Genomic DNA, 19,014 nt, shown 5'->3' with positions numbered 1-19,014 from the left:
AGGCGCGGGCTCAATCAGCCCACTGCACCCACCCGGTCCACGCCGTCACCAGCACCACGATGCCGAACACGATGCGGTAGTACGCAAACGGCACAAAGCTGTGCGTGCTGATGTAGCGCAACAGCCACCGCACACACAGCCAGGCGCTGAAGAACGAAAACACCAGCCCGGTGAGGAACATCGGCAGGTCGGCCGCCGACAGCAGCGCTCGCTCCTTGTACAGGCTGTACACGCCCGCGCCGATCAGCGTGGGGATGGCCAGGAAGAACGAGAAGTCGGTCGCCGCCTTGCGTGACAGACCGAGCAGCATGCCGCCGATGATGGTCGAGCCACTGCGGCTCGTGCCGGGCACCATGGCCAGGCATTGCACGAGGCCAACCTTGAGCGCATCGAGCGGCGTCATCTCGTCTACGGTCTGGATGCGCGTGGCGGACGGGGGGCGGCGCTCGGCCCACAGGATGATGAAGCCGCCCACGATGAAGGTGCTGGCCACCACGACCGGCGTGAACAGGTGCGCCTTGATCATCTTGCCGAACAGCAGGCCCAGCACCACCGCAGGCAGGAAGCCGATCAGCACGTTGAGGACTAAACGCTGGGCTTGGCGCTCGGTGGGCAACGCCACCAGCGTGTCGCGGATTTTCTGCCAGTACACCAGGATCACCGCAAAGATCGCGCCGGTCTGAATGGCGATGTCGAACACCTTGGCCTTGGCATCGTCGAAACCCAGCAGCGAGCCAGCAAGGATCAGATGCCCCGTGGAGGAGATCGGCAGGAACTCGGTCAGGCCCTCGACCACGCCCATGATGGCGGCCTTGACCAGCAATAGAACGTCCACGCGCACTCCTTGAGAGAAAATTTGAGTCAAATAGGGCTCTAGCGCTTATCACATATGCGCTAGCAGCTATCAAAACAGGAGTATATGCCCTGCGGGCGCGCGCCTCCCCAGGCCTGCGCTTGGTGCGGCAACGGTTACTGCACGGGTGGCTGCACCTGCTCCGGCGCTTTCCACGGCGCCTGCCAACCGCCGCCTAGCGCCTGCACCAGCGTGACCGCCGCCAGCTGGCGGTTGACCTGCAGCTGCAGCAGCGCGCGCTGCGCCGACAGCGCCGACGCCTGCGCCGTGACCACATCGGTATAGCCCACCTGGCCCTCGCGGTAGCGGTTGAGCAGCTGCTGCGCCGTGCGTTCAGCCGCCGACACGGCCTCGCGCCGCAGCGGCTCCTGCTCCTGCAACGTGTGCAGCACGGTGAGCTGGTCTTCCACGGTCTGGAAGGCCGTCAGCACCGTCTGGCGGTAGTTGGCCACGCGGCCGTCGCGCGCCGCTTTGGCCTCGTCGACCCGGGCCGTGGTCGCGCCCGCGTCAAAAATGGTCTGCGCCACCGACAAGCCCAGCGACCACACCAGCGTGGACGCCTTGAACAGGTCGGCCACGCTGGTGCCGCCGCTGCCCAATGAGGCCCCCAGACTCAGGCTCGGGAAGTACGCCGCGCGCTGGATCCCGATCTGCGCATTGGCAGCGGCCACGGCGCGCTCCGCCGCGGCGATGTCGGGCCGGCGCTGCAGCAGCGTCGAAGGCACGCCGAGCGGCACGTCGGGCACCGATGCCACCCACTGCGCGCGCGCCAGCGCAAAGTCCGCAGGCGCCCGCCCCGTCAGCACCGCAATGGCGTGCTCGAAGCGCGCGCGGTTCTGGCGCGCGGTAGCCAGGTCGGCCCGTGCATTGGCCAGTTGCGTCTGCGCCTGCAGCACATCGGTCTGGGCGACCACGCCAGCGGCGTAGCGGTTCCTGGCGATTTGCAGGCTGCGCTCATAGCCCTCTACGGTGGCCTCCAGCAGTTCGATTTCTGCATCTGCCTCGCGCAGCTGAAAGTACGCAGACGCCAAGGTGCCCACGGCTGAGAGCCGCGCTGAAGCCAGATCGGCCTCGCTGGCCTGCGCGCTGGCCTGGGCGTTGTTCACGCCGCTGGCGAGGCGGCCCCACAAGTCGGGCGCCCAGTCCACGCCCAGCGACGCCTGTGTGGTCGTGCCCGAGCGACTCGCGCCCTCGCCGCCCGTCCGGGTCGCGCCGCCCGAAAGGCCCACCGAGGGGAACAGCCCCGCACGCTGCTGCCGCACCACCGCCTGCGCCTGCGCATAGGCGGCCACGGCCGCGGCGATGTTCTGGTTGGACAGCTGCACCTGCTCCGCCAGCCGGTTCAGTTCGGCGTCGCCAAACAGCTCCCACCACGGCCCGCGGTCCAGCGCGTCGGCCGGTGCCGCCGGTGCCCAGGTGGCGCCAGCCTCCTTGAAAGCGGCAGGTACCGGCATGTCGGGCTGTTGGTAAGGCGTGGTGGCCGCGCAGCCCACCAGCAGCGCCAGCGCGGCGCCTGCGCAGGCCGTGCGCACCGACGCGGCGCCAGGGGTCAGGGATAGGGATCGGAAGGGCATGGGACGCAATCAGGTGGCGGCGCTCTGGGCTGCAGCGCGGCTCAGGTGTTGTTCATTGGGCGCGGGCGTGCGCAGCTTGTCGAGCAGCACATAGACCACGGGCGTGGTCAGCAAGGTAAGCAGCTGGCTGGCAATGAGGCCGCCGATGATCGCCACCCCCAGCGGCTGGCGCAGCTCGGAGCCCTGGCCAAACCCAATGGCCAGCGGCAACGCACCGAGCGCAGCAGCCATGGTGGTCATCAGGATGGGCCGAAAGCGCAATATGCAGGCCTCGCGCACGGCCTCCAGGGCCGAGAGCCCGCGGGCCCGCTCGGCGTCCAGTGCAAAGTCGATGATCATGATGGCGTTCTTCTTGACGATGCCAATGAGCAGGAACACGCCGATCAACGCAATGATGGTGAACTGCATGTTGAACAGCAGCAGCGCCAGCACCGCCCCCACCCCGGCCGAGGGCAAGGTGGTGAGCACCGTGATGGGATGGATCAGGCTTTCGTACAGGATGCCCAGCACGATGTAGATCACCACGATGGCGGTGATGATCAAGAACAGCTGCTGGCCCTGCGATTGCTGAGCGCTGAGCGCCGTGCCCTGGAAGGTGCCACGCACATTGGTCGGCATGGCGATGTCGGCCTCGGCCTGCTCGATCACTTGGCGGGCCTGGCCGAGCGTCGTGCCGGGGTCAATGTTGAACGAGACCGTCGTGGCCAGTTCGCCGTCCTGGTGGCTGATGGACGTGGGCGAGGCCCGCTCGACCACCCGCGCAATGGCACTGAGCGGCACCATGGTGGAGGGCGTGGTGCTGATCACCTGGCCGGTGGATGCACCGCGCTGGCCCGGATTGGCGGCCGTGCCGGTGGCGCCCGTCGGGTTGGCCGCCACGTAGATGTCCTTCAGGGCCGGCGGCCCGCGCGTGTACTCGGGCGCCCATTCCATGATGACGGCGTACTGGTTGAGCTCGCCGTAGATCGTGGCCACGGAACGCTGACCGAACGCGTTGTACAGCGCGTTGTCGACGGCCGAGGCGCTGACCCCCAGGCGCGAGGCGCTGGCGCGGTCGACCTCGACGTAGGTCTCGACACCGTTTTCGGCCTGGTCCGTGTCCACGTCCTTGAGCAGCGGCTCGTCCTTGAGGCGATCGGCCAACTTGCCGGCCCACAGCTTGAGGTCGGCCATGTTGTCGCTCTTGAGCGTGTACTGGTAGGTCGAGTTGCTCGAGCGCCCGCCCATGCGCAGGTCCTGCACCGGGTTCAGGAACACGCGCAGCCCGGTGATCTGGTTGAGCTGCGGCCGCAGGCGCGCGATGACGGCGGGTGTGGTGTCGGTGCGCTGGCTCATAGGCTTGAGGTTCACGAACATGAACCCGCCCCCGGCCCGGCTGCCGCCCGAAAAACCCACCACCGTGTCCACGGCCGGGTCCTTGCGGATGATCTCGACCGCCTCGCGCAACTTGCGCGCCAGCGCTTCGGACGAAATGCTCTGGTCCGCGCGCAGGCCGGCGTTGAGCTGGCCGTTGTCCTGCTCGGGGAAGTAGCCCTTGGGGATCTTGGCAAACAGGTACACATTGAGGCCGATCACCGCCAGCAGGATGAGCACCACCAGTGCCTTGCTGGCCAGCGCCCAGTCCAGGCTACGCTCGTACACGCGCAGCACGCCGTCATAGCCGCGTTCGGCCCAGCGGGCCATGCGTGACGGCGGTTTGTCCGTGGCCGGGTCGTGCGCGCGCAGCAGCCAGGCGCACATCATGGGCGTGGTGGTGAGCGAGATGACCAGCGAGATCATCACCGCCACCGACAACGTGACCGCAAATTCTCGGAACAGCCGCCCGACCTGCCCGTCCATGAACAGCAGCGGGATGAACACCGCCACCAGCGAAAGGCTGATGGACAACACGGTAAAGCCCACCTCGCGCGCGCCCTGCAGCGCGGCCTCCAGGCGGCCCATGCCGGCTTCGATGTGGCGCATGGTGTTCTCGAGCACCACGATGGCATCGTCCACCACGAATCCTGTAGCGACTGTCAGCGCCATCAGGCTCAGGTTGTTGAGGCTGAAGCCCAAAAAGTACATCACGCCGAAGGTGCCCAGCAGCGACACCACCGTGGCCACCGCCGGGATCACCGTGGCCCGCGCCTTGCGCAGAAACAGCCCCACGACCAGCACCACGAGCGCAATCGACACCATGAGCGTGAGTTCGATTTCGTGCAGCGACGAGCGGATGGTGTTGGTGCTGTCGGACGCCACCGCCACCTGAATGTCCTGCGGCAATTGCGCCTGCAACTCGGGCAGCAGGGCCCGCACACTGTCCACGGTCTCAATGATGTTGGCGCCCGGCTGGCGCGTGACCAGCACGACGATGGCAGGGTCGCCATTGAACAGCCCCACCGTGCGGCGGTTTTCCACGCCGTCCACCACGCGTGCCACGTCCCCCAGGCGCACGGCCGCGTTGTTGCGCCAGGCGACGATCAGCGATTGGTACTCGGCCGCCTTGCGGGCGGGGGACGGCGTGTAGATCTGCAGGCGGCGGCCGTCGCCTTCGATGGCGCCCTTGGGCCGGTTGGCGTTGGAGGCCTGGATGGCAGCGCGCACATCTTCGGTACTGATCCCGTAGCGGTTGAGCGCAAACGGCAGCAGCTCCACCCGCACGGCCGGCAGCGACCCGCCGCCGATTTCCACCTCGCCCACGCCGTCCACTTGCGACAGGCGCTGACTCACCACGTTGGAAACCGCGTCGTAGATCTCGCCCGGCGACCGCGTCTTGGACGTGAGCGCCAGGATGATCACCGGCGAGGCGGCCGAATTGCGCTTGCGGTAGGTGGGGTTGCTGCGCAGCGTGGCGGGCAGGTCTGCGCGCGCAGCGTTGATGGCCGCCTGGACTTCGCGGGCGGCCGCGTCGATGTTGCGGTTGAGGTCAAACTGCAAGCTCACCCGGGCCGAGCCGTTGGAGCTCGACGAGGTCATTTCATTGACGCCCGGGATCACGCCCAGCCGCCGCTCCAGCGGCGTCGCGACGCTGGTGGCCATGGTCTCGGGGCTTGCACCCGCCAGGCTGGCCGACACCGAAATGGCCGGGTAGTCCACCTGCGGCAGCGGCGAGACCGGCAACACAAAAAACGCCGCAATGCCCGCCAGCGCGATGCCGATGGTGAGCAGCACCGTGGCCACCGGCCGCTCGACAAAGGGGCGCGACAGATTCATCGCACGTCCCCCGGCTGCACGGGCGCGGCGGCTGTACCCCGGCCCGTGACGCGCCGGCCCAGGCGGTCAAACGCGAGGTAGATCACCGGTGTGGTGAAGAGCGTGAGCATCTGGCTCAGGATGAGCCCGCCAAAAATTGCCAGGCCCAGTGGGCGGCGCAACTCTGCACCCTCGCCCCAGCCCAGCATCAGCGGCAGTGCCGCAAACAGCGCCGCCAGCGTCGTCATCAGGATCGGGCGAAAACGCAGCAACGCCGCCTGGTGGATCGCCTGCTGCGGCGGCATGTTCTGGTTGCGCTCGGCGTCGATGGCGAAGTCGATCATCATGATCGCGTTCTTCTTGACGATGCCGATGAGCAGGATGATGCCGATGATGCCGATCACCCCCAGGTCGTTGCCCGACACCATGAGCGCCAGCAGCGCGCCCACGCCGGCAGACGGCAAGGTAGAAAGGATCGTCACCGGGTGGATATAGCTTTCGTACAGCACGCCCAGGACGATGTAGACGCACACCATCGCGGCCAGGATGAGCCACAACTGGCTGGAGAGCGATTTCTCGTACGCACCCGCAGCACCCAGGAACTCCATCGACAGCCCGGGCGGCATGCCGATGTCCTTGGCAGCCGCGCGGATTGCGTCCACCGCCGTGCCCAGGGAGACGCCCTCGGCCTTGTCGAACCCCAGCGTGGCGGCAGGGTACTGCGCCACCCGGGTGATCTGCAGAGGTGCCAGCTGCTCGCGGATGGTGGCCACGGCAGACAGCGGGGTGGGCGTGCCGCCCCCCGTGCGCAGTTGCAGCGTACCCAGAGACTCGGGCGTGTTGAGCTGCTCTTGCTGCGCCTCCAGGATCACCCGGTACTGGTTGGTCTCGGTGAAGATGGTGGAGACGATGCGCTGGCCAAACGCGCTGTAGAGCGTGTCGTCCACGGTGCTGGCCGTCACCGACAGGCGCGACGCCGTGTCGCGGTCGATGTCGACATACGCCGACAGGCCCTGGGCGCCGGCGTCGGTGGTGGCATTGCGCACCTTGGGCTCGGTTTTCAGGCGCTCGACCAGTTTGCGGGTCCATTCATTCACCTGGGCCGAATCCACTCCGCCGACGGACACGCGGTACTCGGTGGGTCCGGTCTCGGCGTCGATCGTCAGGTCCTGCGTGGGCTGCAGGTACAGCGTGACGCCCGCCACCGACCGCACGCGCTCGCGCAGGCGCTGCATGATTGCCTCCTGCCCGTCGCGTTCGGGTTTCAGGTTGATCAGCATGCGCCCGGCGTTGAGCATGGTGTTGTTGGCCGCGTCCACGCCCACGAAGGAGCTGAGCGACTGCACATCCGGGTCTTGTAAAATCGCGCGCACGGCGGATTGCTGCAGCTGGCTCATGCGGTCGTATGAGACGTCTTGCGATGCCTCGATGCGCGCCTGCAACTGGCCCGTGTCCTGCGTGGGGAACAGGCCCTTGGGGATGACCACATACAGCAGCGCAGTCAGCGCCAGCGTGAGCACGGCCACCACCAAGGTTGCGCCCTGGTGGCGCAGCACCCAGTGCAGCCAGCGGTCATAGCCCGCGATCACGCGCTCGAAGCCGCGGTTGATGCGGCCGGCCACGCCGCGCTGTCCGCCCACGGGTTCGGGCCGCAGCCAACGCGCAGCCATCATCGGCACGAGCGTGAGAGACACCACGCCAGAGATCAAAATCGTGATGGCCAGCGTGACCGCGAACTCGCGGAACAGGCGGCCGACCACGTCGCTCATGAACAAGAGCGGAATCAACACCGCAATCAGCGACACCGTGAGCGAAATGATGGTGAACCCGATCTGTGTCGCACCCTTGAGCGCCGCCTGGAACGGCGGCTCGCCCTCCTCCAGGTAGCGCGCAATGTTCTCGATCATCACGATAGCGTCGTCCACCACAAAGCCGGTGGCAATCGTCAGCGCCATCAAGCTCAGGTTGTTCAGGCTGTAGCCCAGCAGGTACATCACCCCGCAGGTGCCGATGAGCGAGATGGGCACGGCCAGGCTGGCGATCACGGTGGCCCGCACGCTGTGCAAGAAGAAAAAGATCACCAGCACCACCATCAGCACGGCAAGCATCAGCTCCAGTTCCACATGGTGGACGGACCCACGGATGCCGGTCGTACGGTCGGACAGCACCTGCACCTTGAGCGATGCGGGCAGGCCTGCCTGCAGCTCGGGCAGCAGCTTCTTGATGCTGTCTACCGTGGCGATGACGTTGGCGCCCGGTTGACGCTGCACATTGAGGATGATGGCTGGAGTGACTGTCGCCTCGCCATTCCCCGCCTCGCCTGATCCGCTGCCGCTGTGGGTCCCCGCCCAGGCGCCCAGCCGGTTGTTCTCGGCGCTGTCCACCACCCGCGCGACCTCCAGCATCCGTACGGGCGCCCCGTTGCGCCACGACACGATGAGGTTCTTGTAGTCGTCCACCGTCAGCAACTGGTCGTTGGCATTGATGGTGTAGGAACGCTGGGGCCCGTCAAAGCTCCCCTTGGCGCTGTTGGCGTTGGCCGACGTGATGGCAGTGCGCAGCGTATCGAGGCCAATGCCGTACGACGCCAGCGCCTTGCTGTCGGCCTGGATGCGCACTGCAGGGCGCTGACCGCCTGCGAGCGACACCAGCCCCACACCCGTCACCTGGCTGATCTTTTGCGCCAGGCGCGTGTTCACCAGGTTCTGCACCTCGGTCAACGGCATCGTCTCGGAGCTGATGGCCAGGGTGAGCACCGGCGCATCGGCGGGGTTGACCTTGGCATACACCGGCGGTGCGGGGAGGTCGGCTGGCAGCAGCGAATTCCCGGCGTTGATGGCCGCCTGGACCTCCTGCTCGGCCACGTCCAGAGCCAGCCCCAGGCCGAACTGCAGCGTGATGATGGACACCCCGGAGGCACTGGTGGAGGCCATGCGCTCCAGCCCCGGCATCTGGCCAAACTGGCGCTCGAGCGGCGCACTCACCGTGCGGCTCATCACCTCAGGGCTCGCGCCGGGGTACAGCGTCTGCACCTGGATGGTGGGGTAGTCCACCTCGGGCAAGGCCGACAGCGGCAGAAAGCGGAAACCCACCAGCCCCGCCAGCACGATGGCGACCATCAGCAGCGCAGTGGCCACGGGCCTTTCAATGAACGGACGCGAAGGACTCATGGTGTCGATTCGCGCTCAGGGATTCTGAGGAGGACGCTGGCGACGCTGGCCGCCCTCTCCACGTTCGCCACGCTCCCCGCGAGGACCCGATGCCCCGCTGCGCGGCCCGCTGGCCCCCGCGCGCGGTGCGCGGGCGGCCTGCGCGCCAGGCAGCTGCACGGCCATGCCATCCTGCAATCGGTCGCCGCCTTCGGTCACCACACGCTCGCCTTCGGTCAAACCTTCGGCGATCGCCATCAGCCCCATGGTGGCCTGCCCGCGCTTGACCTTGCGCAGCGACACCGTGCGGTCCTCGTTGATGACATACACATAGTCGCCATTGGCCCCGGTGCGCACCGCCGTCACCGGCACCACCACCGCGGGCACATTGCGCAGCAGCAGTTGCACGTTCACGAACTGGTTGGGGAACAGCGCTCCATCCGCGTTGTCGAAGCGCGCCTTGGCCTTGACGGTGCCGGTGGTCGTGTCCACCTGGTTGTCGAGTGTGGAGAACTGGCCCTTGCCCAATTCGGCCTTGCGCCCACGGTCCAGCGCCGTCACGGCCAGCGTGCCCGCCTCGCCCTGGGCTGCGCGGATGTCTCCGACCCGGTCCTGCGGTACAGAGAACTGCACGTCGATGGGCGCCACCTGGGTGATGGTGGCAATGCCGGTGGCGTCGCCCGAGGTCACGTAGTTGCCCGGGTCCACCGCGCGCAAGCCGATGCGCCCGGTGGCGGGCGAGGCGATGCGGGTGTAGTCCAGGTTCAGTCTTGCCGTGCCTTCCTGGGCCTTGTCGGTCATGACCGTGCCTTCCAGCTGCTTGACCAGCGCCGCCTGGGTGTCGACATCCTGGCGGGCAATCGAATCCTGCGACAGCAGCGTGCGGTAGCGCGCGAGGGTGAGGCGCGCGTTCTCCAGCTGCGCTTCATCCCGCTGGCGGGTGCCCTGGGCCTGCATCAGCGCCTGCTCGAAGGGCCGTGGGTCGATCTGCGCCAGCAGCTGCCCCTTCTTGACCATCTGCCCTTCGGTAAACAGCACTTGGGTGAGCATGCCCGACACCTGGGGCCGGAGGATGACCGTGGTGGCCGGGATCACCGTGCCCAGCGCATCGACGATGACCGGCAGATCGGCCTTCCGGGCGACCGCGTCCCCCACTGTGACCATGGCACGCCCGCCCCCAGGCCCGCCCCTGCCGGGGGGCCCTTCGCCGCCGTCGCTGTTGGCCCGGTTGACCAGGTACCAGGCGGCACCGCCAACCAGCCCCACCAGTACCAGGGCCACCAGGCTGCCCACCCAGCGGGAGCGGCGTGGCGGCTTGGCTTGTGGCGCGGGTGGGATGGCGGGTGGTGGGGGCGCGTTGACTTCTGGCGGGTTCATGACGGTCCTGATTTGTGTTCTGGGCTGCGGGCCGGCTGGCTCGGCGTGGCAGTACGCCCCAACGCCGGGCCCGCGCCGTACCGGATCGTAGAGGTTCATTTCAGGCTCTGTCTTGAACGGCGTGCGAAGAAAAGTAAACCTGGGGGTTAAACAGCCCCCGCAGGTGGGGCGATGGTCCCCACCTCCCCCTGTACAGAGGCAAAACCCGCTGCAACTCCCGCCGCGCTGCTGCATTTCGCGGCGGTGCTGACGCATTTCGTCGCAAGGCGCTGGCTGCCACGGGCGGCGGCCGGCACAGTCCGCTCCATCGAACGCGCCAGGAGCAACCCATGCAACTCACCCCCATCATCGCCATCCACCTCGCCGCCGCGCTGGCTGCCACCGCCATCGGCCCCATCGCACTGTGGGCCCGCAAGGGCGCCACCCAGCGCCCCCGCCTGCACCGTGCCGCCGGGTACGCCTGGGTCACGCTGATGGTGGCCGCTGCTGTCTCGGCCATCTTCATCAACGGCGGCAACGGCCCGCGCTGGGGGAGCTTCGGGCTCATCCATCTGCTGATCCCGCTGACGCTGGGCATGCTGGTGATGTCATTTGTCTACCTGGCCCGGCGCAACATCGTCGGCCACCGCAAGGTCATGCAGCGCGTCTACATCGGCGCCTGCGTGGTCGCCGGCGGGTTCACGCTGCTCCCCGGGCGTTTTCTGGGGCACTCGCTCTGGTCCACGCTGGGCGTGATCTGAGCCAGCCCCATCCATTCCCCATATCCCAAGGAGTTCCCCATGCTGATCAATATGGTTGTTCACCAGCCCCAGTCGCTGATCCAGGTCGTTTCACACACCCCGTACTGGGTCTGGGGCCTGCTGGCTGCCCTGGTGGCGCTGGGCGCAAGCCAGCTGCGCGACCGCAGCGCCGGCTTGCGCCGCATCCTGCTCATGCCCTTGGGCATGGCCGTCTTCTCGGCAGCGGGCGTGGTGTCCGCGTTTGGTGCCTCAGGCCAGACGGCGGCGCAGGCCGTGGGCGCATGGCTGTTGGCCGCAGCGGTGATCACGGCGCTGGCCCTGTGGTTTCAGCCCACCGCCCCCGAAGGCACGCGCTACACCGCGTCTGCGCGCAGCTTCCACATCCCGGGCAGCGCCATGCCGCTGGTGCTCATCCTGGGCATCTTCCTGACCAAGTATTTCGTGGGTGTCGAGCTGGCCATGCAGCCGTTGCTGGCCCGGGATGCCAGCTTTGCACTGCAGATCTCGGCCCTGTACGGCGTGTTCAACGGCCTGTTTGCAGCCCGTGGGTTCCGGCTGTGGCGCCTGGCCCAGCAGAGCCCCGTCTTCAGCTCCCCTTTGGCCACTTGAGCTTTTCCGTCGATTTCCACCCTTTCTGGAGACCTGCCATGCGCCACGACACCCTCACCCAAGACCCCATCGAACGCCTGGCCAGGAGGCGCGCAGGTGCCAAGCTGGGCTGGTACATGCACGCCGGCATCTACCTGCTGGTCAATCTGCTCTTGATCACCCTGTCGGCCGCCAGCGGCCGCCACTGGGCCGTCTTCCCTGCCGTGGGCTGGGGCATCGGGCTGGCGGTGCACGGCGCCATGGTGTTTGTGCTGGCAGGCGGCTCTGGCCTGCACGAGCGCATGGTCCAGGCCGAGCGGGACCGCCTGACCGCAGCGCAGGGCAATCGCTCCTGAACCACTCACCAAAGCCCGCCATGACCCACCCAGTCGCACAAACCCTACTGCAACAGCTGGCTGCCGGCCTGCTGGCCCTCGCCGCCGCGACCGCCGTCTTCATGCCGACCGCCAGCCATGCCGGCACCGGCCTCGCGGAGCTGCCCGGCCTGCAGGGCGATGGCCCCGTCACCGTGTTTTACCCCACCGCCGCTGCCGACCAGGCCGTGCAGCGGGCAGCGTTCACCCTGCAACTTGCGCACCAGGCAGAGCCGGTGCACGGCAACGGCCGCCTTGTTGTCATCACGCACGGCTCGGGTGGCAACCCCTGGGTGCATACCGACCTGGCCCGTGCGCTGGTGGCGGCGGGCTTTGTGGTGGCCCTGCCGGAGCACGCGGGCGACAACTCCAAAGACCCGTCCACGCCCGGCCCCGACAGCTGGAAACGCCGCCCCGGTGAGGTGTCGCGCGCGATAGATGCCATCGCGCAGGACACCCGCTTTGCGCCGCTGTTGGCGCTGGACAAGGTCGGCGTGTTTGGAGGCTCTGCCGGGGGCCACACGGCGCTGACCTTTGCGGGCGGCCGCTGGTCGCCTGCGCGGTTCAAACAGCACTGCGACGCGCACATTGCAGACGACTTTTCCTCGTGCGTGGGTTCGTTCACGCGGCTGCGCGGCAACCTGTTCGATGGCCTCAAGAAGGCGGTGGCGCTGGGCGTGATCCGCATGCGCTTTGACGATCCGGCCGAGCAGGCCTACCAGGACCCGCGCGTGCATGCGGCCGTTGCCAGCGTGCCATTTGCGGCCGACTTCGACATGGCCTCGCTGGCTGCACCGCTCATCCCGCTCGGGCTGGTCACCGCCAGCAAGGACGTCAATCAGATCCCGCGTTTTCACAGCAGCGCCGTGCTCGCCGCCTGCCAGGGCCGGTGCACCCACATCGCCGACTTCACGGATGGGAGCCATGGCGTGATGCTGTCGCCCATGCCACCGCTGCACCTGCTCAGCGATGTGACCCGCGAGCTGCTCATCGATCCGCCTGGATTCGACCGCAGCCAATTGGCGCAGGTGGATACCAAGATCGTGGCCTTCTTCGCGCAGCACTTGCAGCCGCTGCAATCCCGCACGCCGTGATGACCGGCTGCATTAAAAAGACCCCCCATCCGCCCCCGCCATGCTGCTCATCTCCGCTGCCACACTCGCCTTGCTTGCAACGACCACCACCCTGTCACAGTCGTCCAAACCCTTGCGCCACCGGCTTGTCATCATGCTCATTCCCCTCATCGTTTTGACCGTCTGCCTGGCAGCGCTTGCAGCTGCCATTGCGTGGGGCGGCCCGAAGGACATCACGCCGCTGGCCAGCGTCAACACGCCTTTCGACGGGGTGGACTTCAGCGGCGTGCCGCCGGCGCAGCGCTACACCGCCCGGGACGGCACTGCTCTGGCGTGGTACGCCTACGCACCGGCCAGCGACGCGGCCAGCACACCGCCACGCCGCGTGGTGCTGGTGCATGGCTCGTCGTCGCGCGCGCGGTCCACCCATGTGCTGGCGCAGGCGCTGGCAGCCCAGGGGTTTGCGGTGGCGACGCTCGACATGCGGGGCCATGGCGAGTCAGGGCCACGCGGGCAGGTGGCGTACATCGGCCAGATGGAAGACGACGTCGAAGACTTTGTGCGCGCCGTGCCCCACGCCGGTCCGCAGACGCTCATGGGCTTTTCGGCCGGCGGCGGCTTTGCGCTGCGCTTTGCCGGCAGTGACCGGCAAGCGCTGTTCGACCGCTACGTTCTGCTCTCGCCCTTCCTGCACCAGGACGCCCCCACGGCGCGGCCCGACAGCGGCGGCTGGGCATCCGCGGGTGTACCAAGGCTGATTGCGCTGACCCTGCTCAACCGCGTGGGTATCACGCAGTGGAACCACCTGCCGGTGCTGCGCTTTGCGCTGGACGAAGCCTCGGCCGCCAACCTCACGCCGAGCTACTCGTTCGCCCTGGCCATGAACTTTCGCCCCCACAGCGACTACGAGGCGGACATCCGCAATGCCCGCGGCAAGGTCTGCATCGTGGCCGGGCAGAACGATGAACTCTTCTACGCCGACCGGCTTGCCGACACCTTTGCCAAGGCTGGCAAATCCGTGCCCGTGACCCTGGTCCCGGGCGTCAACCACATCGGACTCACGCTCGACGCCACCGCCGTGCGCACCGTGGCACTGGCCTGCAACGGCTGATCGGCGTACCCCCGCCCCCTAGAATCCACCCACCATGCCCCACCCCATGACCCCCGACGACATCGAACAACTGGCCCGCCGCCGCGCTGGCGCCAAGCTGGGCTGGTACGTGCACGCAGCGGCCTTCACGGTGGTCAACCTGGTGGTGTTCAGCATGTCGCGCTACGGCTTTGGCAACCGGCCGTGGTCGGTGTTCCCGCTGCTGGGCTGGGGCCTGGGGCTGGCGCTGCATGGCATCTCGGTGTTTGTGCTGGGCACCGGCAGCGGCCTGCGCGAGCGCATGGTGCAAAAAGAACGTGAGCGTTTGCTGCGCCAGCAGCAAGACCGCAACCAGCAGTAGGCCGCAGGCTCCAACCCAACGGCGTTTTCATGAAAATCGATTGGATCGAGAAACTGCAGCACCTGCTGCAGGTGGTGGCCTTCTCCCTGGCCATCGCGGCGCTGCAGTACGCGTTTCGGCCTGACAAGCCCTATGACATCCCGGCCCGCTATTCCCTGGCCATTGGCACGCTGATCTGGGCAATCATCGATTTCGGGCGGCACTTTTTCCCGTCCAGCGAGGAAAGAGGCTGGCCCACGGGCTTGGCCGGGCTTTTGCTGCCAGTGGGCGGCGTGGTGCTGGGCTACCTGGGCGGCACCACACTGGGTGACTGGTGGTGCGGCATCTCCTCATGGGACGAAGGCGGCCGCGCGCAGTTGCGCGTGTCCATCGGCATCACCTTGCTCGCCGGTTCGCTGGGCACCTACTATTTCTACAACAAGAGCAAAAGCGCCTGGCTGCACGCCAAGGTCAACGAGGTGCGCAGCCAGGCCAGTGAGGCGCAACTGAAGCTGCTGGAGACGCAGCTCGAGCCCCACATGTTGTTCAACACACTGGCCAACCTGCGCATGCTGATTGGTACCGACCCGGCACGCGCGCAGGAGATGCTGGACCGCATCATCGGCTACCTGCGCGCCACGCTCAGTGCATCGCGCAGCACCCAGCATCCGCTCGAAAACGAATTCGACCGCCTGCGCGACTACCTGGAGCTGATGGCTGTGCGCATGGGCCCGCGGCTGGCCTACACGCTGGACCTGCCCGACGCCCTGCGCGGCGTGCCCGTGCCCCCGCTCCTGCTGCAGCCCCTGGTCGAAAACGCCATCCGCCACGGGCTCGAGCCGCAAGTGGACGGCGGCCACATCACTGTGCGCGCCAGCACCCAGCCTGGCGACGCCGGGCCGCAGCTGGTGCTGGAGGTCAGCGACACCGGCGCCGGGCTGCCCGCCACCCTGCCCACGCCCGGGCCGGGCCAGAGCTTTGGCCTGGCCCAGGCCCGCGAGCGGCTTGCCACACTGCACGGCAGCGCAGGCACTCTTCATTTGATAGCAAGAAATGAAGGCGGGACCAGCGCTACGGTCACTTTTCCCTTGAAATCCAGCCCCCACCCATGAATTCGCCAGCCCCGCGTGCCCTGATCGCCGAAGACGAACCCCTCCTGGCCGCCGCGCTGCAGCAGGAGCTGGCCCGCGCCTGGCCCGACCTCCAGGTGGTGGCCACCGTGGGAGACGGCCTGTCCGCCGTACGCCAGGCCCTGGCGCTGCAGCCCGATGTGCTGTTCTTCGACATCCGCATGCCAGGCCAAAGCGGGCTGGATGCCGCGGTCGAACTGGCCGACGCCTGGCCCACCGATGGGCCCACGGGCCGCCCTTTTCCGGCGCTGGTGTTCGTCACCGCGTACGACCAGTACGCTGTGCAGGCCTTCGAGGCCCAGGCTGTGGACTACCTGCTCAAGCCCGTGCAGGCCGCACGCCTGCAAAAAACAGTGCAAAAACTGCAGCTAGCGCTTGCCAGTAAAGCGCCTGCAGCTATCGATTTGGAAGCAACCATGGCCCGGCTGCGGCACCTGCTGGTGGCGCCCGGGGTGGCGGCGCCTGCACCCGCCAGCGCACCGGCCGCCGCCCCCGGCGTCCCGGCCGCCAGCGCGCCACTTACCCTCATCCAGGCGAGCAGCGGCACGCAGATCCACATGGTGCCGGTGGCCGACGTGTTGTACTTCGAAGCGGCCGACAAGTACGTGCGGGTGCTCACCGCGGCACGCGAATACCTGATCCGCACGCCGCTCAAGGACCTGATCGGCCAGCTGGACACCCAGGTGTTCTGGCAGATCCACCGCAGCACCATGGTGCGCGCCAGCTGCATCACCACCGTGAGCCGCGACGAGGCGGGCAAGCTGCACCTGGAGCTGGCCGGGCGGCCCGAGAAGCTGCCGGTGAGCCGGCTCTACGCCCATTTGTTCAAGGCGATGTAGCGGCCCCCGGCGCGACGTTGGCTTGCGTCGCGCTACCGGTTGGTCGCCAGCAGCAGGCCGCCTGCACCCATAAAGAACCCGCCCGTGGCCTTGTTCAGGCGCACCACACCGCGCGAGGTGCGGATGAAGCGGCGAATCTGGCGCCCGCCGGCGGCGTACACCGCCGTGGACACAAACTCCGCCGCCAAATACACGGCGCCCAGCACCACAAACTGGCGCACTGCCGGCTGCCCGGGGTCGATGAACTGCGGAAAGACCGCCGCAAACAGAATGATGGCCTTGGGGTTGGTGATGCCCAGCAGAAACTCCTGCGCGATGAGCGCCTTCAGCCGCACCGGGCCGGACGACGCCTTGACCTCACCGCCGTCCACCACCTCCAGACCGCTGAACTCGCGGCTGCGCCAGGCACGCCAGCCCAGCCAGAACAAATAACAGGCGCCTACCCACTTCACCACGGTGAACGCGGTTTCGGACGCCAGCAGCATAGCCCCCAGGCCCACCGCAGAAATCGTCAGGAAAATCGCGAACGCCGCCACACGCCCGAGCGTGGCGACCAGCGCCACACCCACCCCCGCGCGGATGCCGTTGTTGAGACCGCAGAAATTGTTGGGGCCGGGCGTGAGCGCAATGGCCACCGCCACCGGGGCAAAAAGAAGAGCGTCCATGAGCAGTCCTTCAAGGAACGGAGAAACACTAAACAGCGGTGCAGTCTAAAACAAGGGGGGAGCAGACGGCCACGGCGTTGAGCGCCATGGAGAAGCGCGGCCCACAACACTCCGCGAAGCGGTTTGACCAAGCGCAGTGGTGCCGGCAGTGCGGCAGTACGACAAGGCGCAACAACGACGCCGACGGATTTTTTAGTCGCGCTCAGCTCAACCGTTGAGGCCCACCACTGTGCCCCACGGCACACCCGGCAAAGCTTCGTAGTGCGCCACCACAATCACCCGCCCCGGCGGGCTCACAGCCTGCTCCAGGGCGCGACCCAGGTACGCGGCAGACGGTTTGTCGAGCCCGCCCACCGGCTCGTCAATCAAGGTCAGCGGCGCGCCCGATGCCAGCGCCCCGGCCATGAGCACCTTGCGTTTGCTGCCGGTGGACAGCGCGTAGAACGGCTTGTCCAGGTGTTCGTGCAGGCTGAACCCTTCGGTGTGGACCGCGAGTGCAGCGGCATCCCACGATGGGTAACGCGCCGGAAGGCTGCCTAGCCAGCCACGGGCCGTGAGTTGGTCCAGGTCGCCCGAGCGGGGATCGGCCCAGAAGACTTGTTGGGCATAGGCCTGGGGGTTGTCGCGCGGGTTCACACCCTGCAGCGTGATGCGCCCGGCCTGCGCCGTCAGGTTCCCCGCCAGCAGGCGCAGCAGCGTGGTCTTGCCACTGCTCTCGTCGCCACGCACGAGCGCCAGGCCTGCGGGCAGCGCCGCCGACCACTGGTCCAGCACCCCACATTCGGGGTAGGCAAAACACAGGCCCTCCACCTGCAACACCACGTTCTCAGACATCCTGCTCCCTTGGGTTGATGGATGGCGCAGGGCATTCTTCTTCTACAGCCTGCGCCGCCCTGCGATTCTAGAGAGCGGTTGGGTTTGTCTCGGCTGCCCCCGCAGCCAACCCCTGGCCTGGTTGATGCACAACCCCCACAACGCGGTGTCTGCGCCCGCCCATTGCAGCGGACCTACCGAGTGGTTGAGCCAGTCAACACTCCACAATCGCCTTGATCACACCCGCCTTGGGGTCCAGCAGCTCCTGGAACTTGGTGGGCACTTCGGCCAGGGTCAGGCGGTGGGTGTTCAGTGCCTGTGGAATTAATCCCGCACGCATGGCGTTCAGCACGGTCTCAAAATCTTCGGCGGTGGCATTGCGGCTGCTCATCAGGGTCATTTCGCGTTTGTGGAATTCGGGGTCGGAGAAAGTGATGTTTGCGCCCACCACCGAGATCAGCACATAGGTGCCGCCATGCGCAACAAATTGGAAGCCGCGCTCCATGGCCTTGGGGTTGCCGGTGGCGTCGAACACCACGTCATAAAACTCACTGTCTGTCAGTGCTGCGAGTTGCGTCTCATCGGACTCACCCAAAGAAACACCGGCTCTCACTCCCAGCGACTGCGTGCAGAAGTCCAGCCGGTCCTGGCGCCCGTCCAGTGCAGTGACCGTGGCGCCGCGCAGCTGCGCAAAAATCATGGCCGCCATGCCAATCGGCCCAGCGCCCACCACCAGCACCCTCTGGCCTAGCCCCACGCCCGAGCGGCGCACGGCATGGGCGCCGATGGACAAAAACTCCACCATGGCGGCCTGGTCCAACGACACACCCTCGGCCTTGTGCACAAACTGCTGGGGCACGCACAGGTATTCGGTAAACGCGCCATCGGTGTGCACGCCCAGCACCTGGATGCGGGTGCAGCAGTTGGTCTTGCCGGCGCGGCAGGCAATGCAGTTGCCGCACGAGAGGTAGGGCATCACGTACACCGTGTCGCCGGATTGCAGGGCGCTGCCCGCAGGCGCAGTTTCCACAATGCCCGACAGCTCGTGCCCCATCACGCGGGGGTAGCTCAGGTAAGGCTGGTTGCCGGTGAAGATGTGCAGGTCGGTGCCACACACGCCCACGCGCTTGACGCGCAGCAGCACTTCGTCCGCCGCGCGTTCGGGCAGGGGGCGGTCGTGGGCACGCAGGGTGCCGGGGATTTCGCAGACAACGGTCAGCATGACGGGTTCCTCAGGT

Annotated in this window: 16 protein-coding genes; 8 read left to right on the top strand and 8 right to left on the bottom strand. The window is 67.3% G+C overall.

Going from position 1 to position 19,014, the window contains the following annotated elements:
- Positions 1–10: 10 nt before the first annotated feature.
- The 5 genes from ACSQ3Q_RS07285 to ACSQ3Q_RS07265 form a co-directional block, all read right to left on the bottom strand.
- Complete coding sequence (locus ACSQ3Q_RS07285; protein WP_436133733.1) at positions 11–835, bottom strand: undecaprenyl-diphosphate phosphatase; 825 nt, start codon at positions 833–835, stop codon at positions 11–13.
- A gap of 134 nt (positions 836–969) precedes the next feature.
- Positions 970–2,427 (bottom strand): efflux transporter outer membrane subunit, encoded by a 1,458-nt coding sequence (locus ACSQ3Q_RS07280; RefSeq protein WP_436133732.1) that lies wholly within the window; start codon positions 2,425–2,427, stop codon positions 970–972.
- A gap of 9 nt (positions 2,428–2,436) precedes the next feature.
- Positions 2,437–5,619: an efflux RND transporter permease subunit gene (locus ACSQ3Q_RS07275; RefSeq protein ID WP_436133731.1), complete on the bottom strand. Its 3,183-nt coding sequence runs from the start codon at positions 5,617–5,619 to the stop codon at positions 2,437–2,439.
- Entirely contained in the window at positions 5,616–8,768 is a 3,153-nt protein-coding gene (locus tag ACSQ3Q_RS07270) for an efflux RND transporter permease subunit (protein ID WP_436133730.1), read from the bottom strand. The genes ACSQ3Q_RS07275 and ACSQ3Q_RS07270 overlap by 4 nt, the downstream gene beginning before the upstream one ends.
- A 15-nt stretch (positions 8,769–8,783) precedes the next feature.
- Positions 8,784–10,124 carry an efflux RND transporter periplasmic adaptor subunit gene (locus ACSQ3Q_RS07265; RefSeq protein ID WP_436133729.1) on the bottom strand — a complete coding sequence of 447 codons (1,341 nt, stop codon included), beginning with the start codon at positions 10,122–10,124 and terminating at the stop codon, positions 8,784–8,786.
- A gap of 329 nt (positions 10,125–10,453) precedes the next feature.
- Here ACSQ3Q_RS07265 and ACSQ3Q_RS07260 point away from each other — a divergent pair, with 329 nt between their 5' ends.
- From ACSQ3Q_RS07260 to ACSQ3Q_RS07225, 8 genes are read left to right on the top strand one after another with little or no spacing between them, the layout of a single operon-like run.
- Positions 10,454–10,864 (top strand): DUF2306 domain-containing protein, encoded by a 411-nt coding sequence (locus tag ACSQ3Q_RS07260; RefSeq protein WP_436133728.1) that lies wholly within the window; start codon positions 10,454–10,456, stop codon positions 10,862–10,864.
- Positions 10,865–10,903: 39 nt separating this feature from the next.
- Positions 10,904–11,473, top strand: coding sequence for a DUF6622 family protein (locus ACSQ3Q_RS07255; protein WP_436133727.1), 570 nt, complete (start codon positions 10,904–10,906; stop codon positions 11,471–11,473).
- Positions 11,474–11,511: 38 nt separating this feature from the next.
- Positions 11,512–11,808: a 2TM domain-containing protein gene (locus tag ACSQ3Q_RS07250; protein WP_436133726.1), complete on the top strand. Its 297-nt coding sequence runs from the start codon at positions 11,512–11,514 to the stop codon at positions 11,806–11,808.
- Positions 11,809–11,828: 20 nt separating this feature from the next.
- On the top strand, positions 11,829–12,920 hold the full coding sequence (locus ACSQ3Q_RS07245) for an alpha/beta hydrolase family protein (protein WP_436133725.1): 1,092 nt from the start codon (positions 11,829–11,831) through the stop codon (positions 12,918–12,920).
- A gap of 40 nt (positions 12,921–12,960) precedes the next feature.
- On the top strand, positions 12,961–14,010 hold the full coding sequence (locus ACSQ3Q_RS07240) for an alpha/beta hydrolase (RefSeq protein WP_436133724.1): 1,050 nt from the start codon (positions 12,961–12,963) through the stop codon (positions 14,008–14,010).
- 34 nt (positions 14,011–14,044) lie between these two features.
- Positions 14,045–14,350, top strand: a complete 306-nt coding sequence (locus ACSQ3Q_RS07235) for a 2TM domain-containing protein (RefSeq protein ID WP_436133723.1) — start codon at positions 14,045–14,047, stop codon at positions 14,348–14,350.
- A gap of 29 nt (positions 14,351–14,379) precedes the next feature.
- Complete coding sequence (locus ACSQ3Q_RS07230) at positions 14,380–15,441, top strand: sensor histidine kinase (protein WP_436133722.1); 1,062 nt, start codon at positions 14,380–14,382, stop codon at positions 15,439–15,441.
- Positions 15,438–16,298 (top strand): LytR/AlgR family response regulator transcription factor, encoded by an 861-nt coding sequence (locus ACSQ3Q_RS07225; RefSeq protein ID WP_436133721.1) that lies wholly within the window; start codon positions 15,438–15,440, stop codon positions 16,296–16,298. The genes ACSQ3Q_RS07230 and ACSQ3Q_RS07225 overlap by 4 nt, the downstream gene beginning before the upstream one ends.
- Positions 16,299–16,330: 32 nt before the next feature.
- On the opposite strand, the gene ACSQ3Q_RS07220 is transcribed toward ACSQ3Q_RS07225, so the two are convergent.
- The 3 genes from ACSQ3Q_RS07220 to ACSQ3Q_RS07210 all read right to left on the bottom strand — a co-directional run bounded on the left by ACSQ3Q_RS07220 (position 16,331) and on the right by ACSQ3Q_RS07210 (position 18,998).
- The gene (locus ACSQ3Q_RS07220) at positions 16,331–16,963 is read right to left on the bottom strand and encodes a LysE family translocator (RefSeq protein WP_436133720.1); all 633 of its coding nucleotides are present in this window, start codon (positions 16,961–16,963) and stop codon (positions 16,331–16,333) included.
- Between the two features lie 207 nt (positions 16,964–17,170).
- Positions 17,171–17,797, bottom strand: coding sequence for an ABC transporter ATP-binding protein (locus ACSQ3Q_RS07215; protein ID WP_436133719.1), 627 nt, complete (start codon positions 17,795–17,797; stop codon positions 17,171–17,173).
- Between the two features lie 193 nt (positions 17,798–17,990).
- Entirely contained in the window at positions 17,991–18,998 is a 1,008-nt protein-coding gene (locus ACSQ3Q_RS07210) for a zinc-binding alcohol dehydrogenase family protein (protein WP_436133718.1), read from the bottom strand.
- Between the last annotated feature and the right edge of the window lie 16 nt (positions 18,999–19,014).

Origin of the sequence: Acidovorax sp. LjRoot129, assembly GCF_964253765.1 — a bacterium.
Lineage (GTDB): Bacteria > Pseudomonadota > Gammaproteobacteria > Burkholderiales > Burkholderiaceae_C > Acidovorax.
The sequence above is the reverse complement of the archived record's forward strand: the minus strand, read 5'-3'. Positions and strand labels throughout refer to the sequence as shown.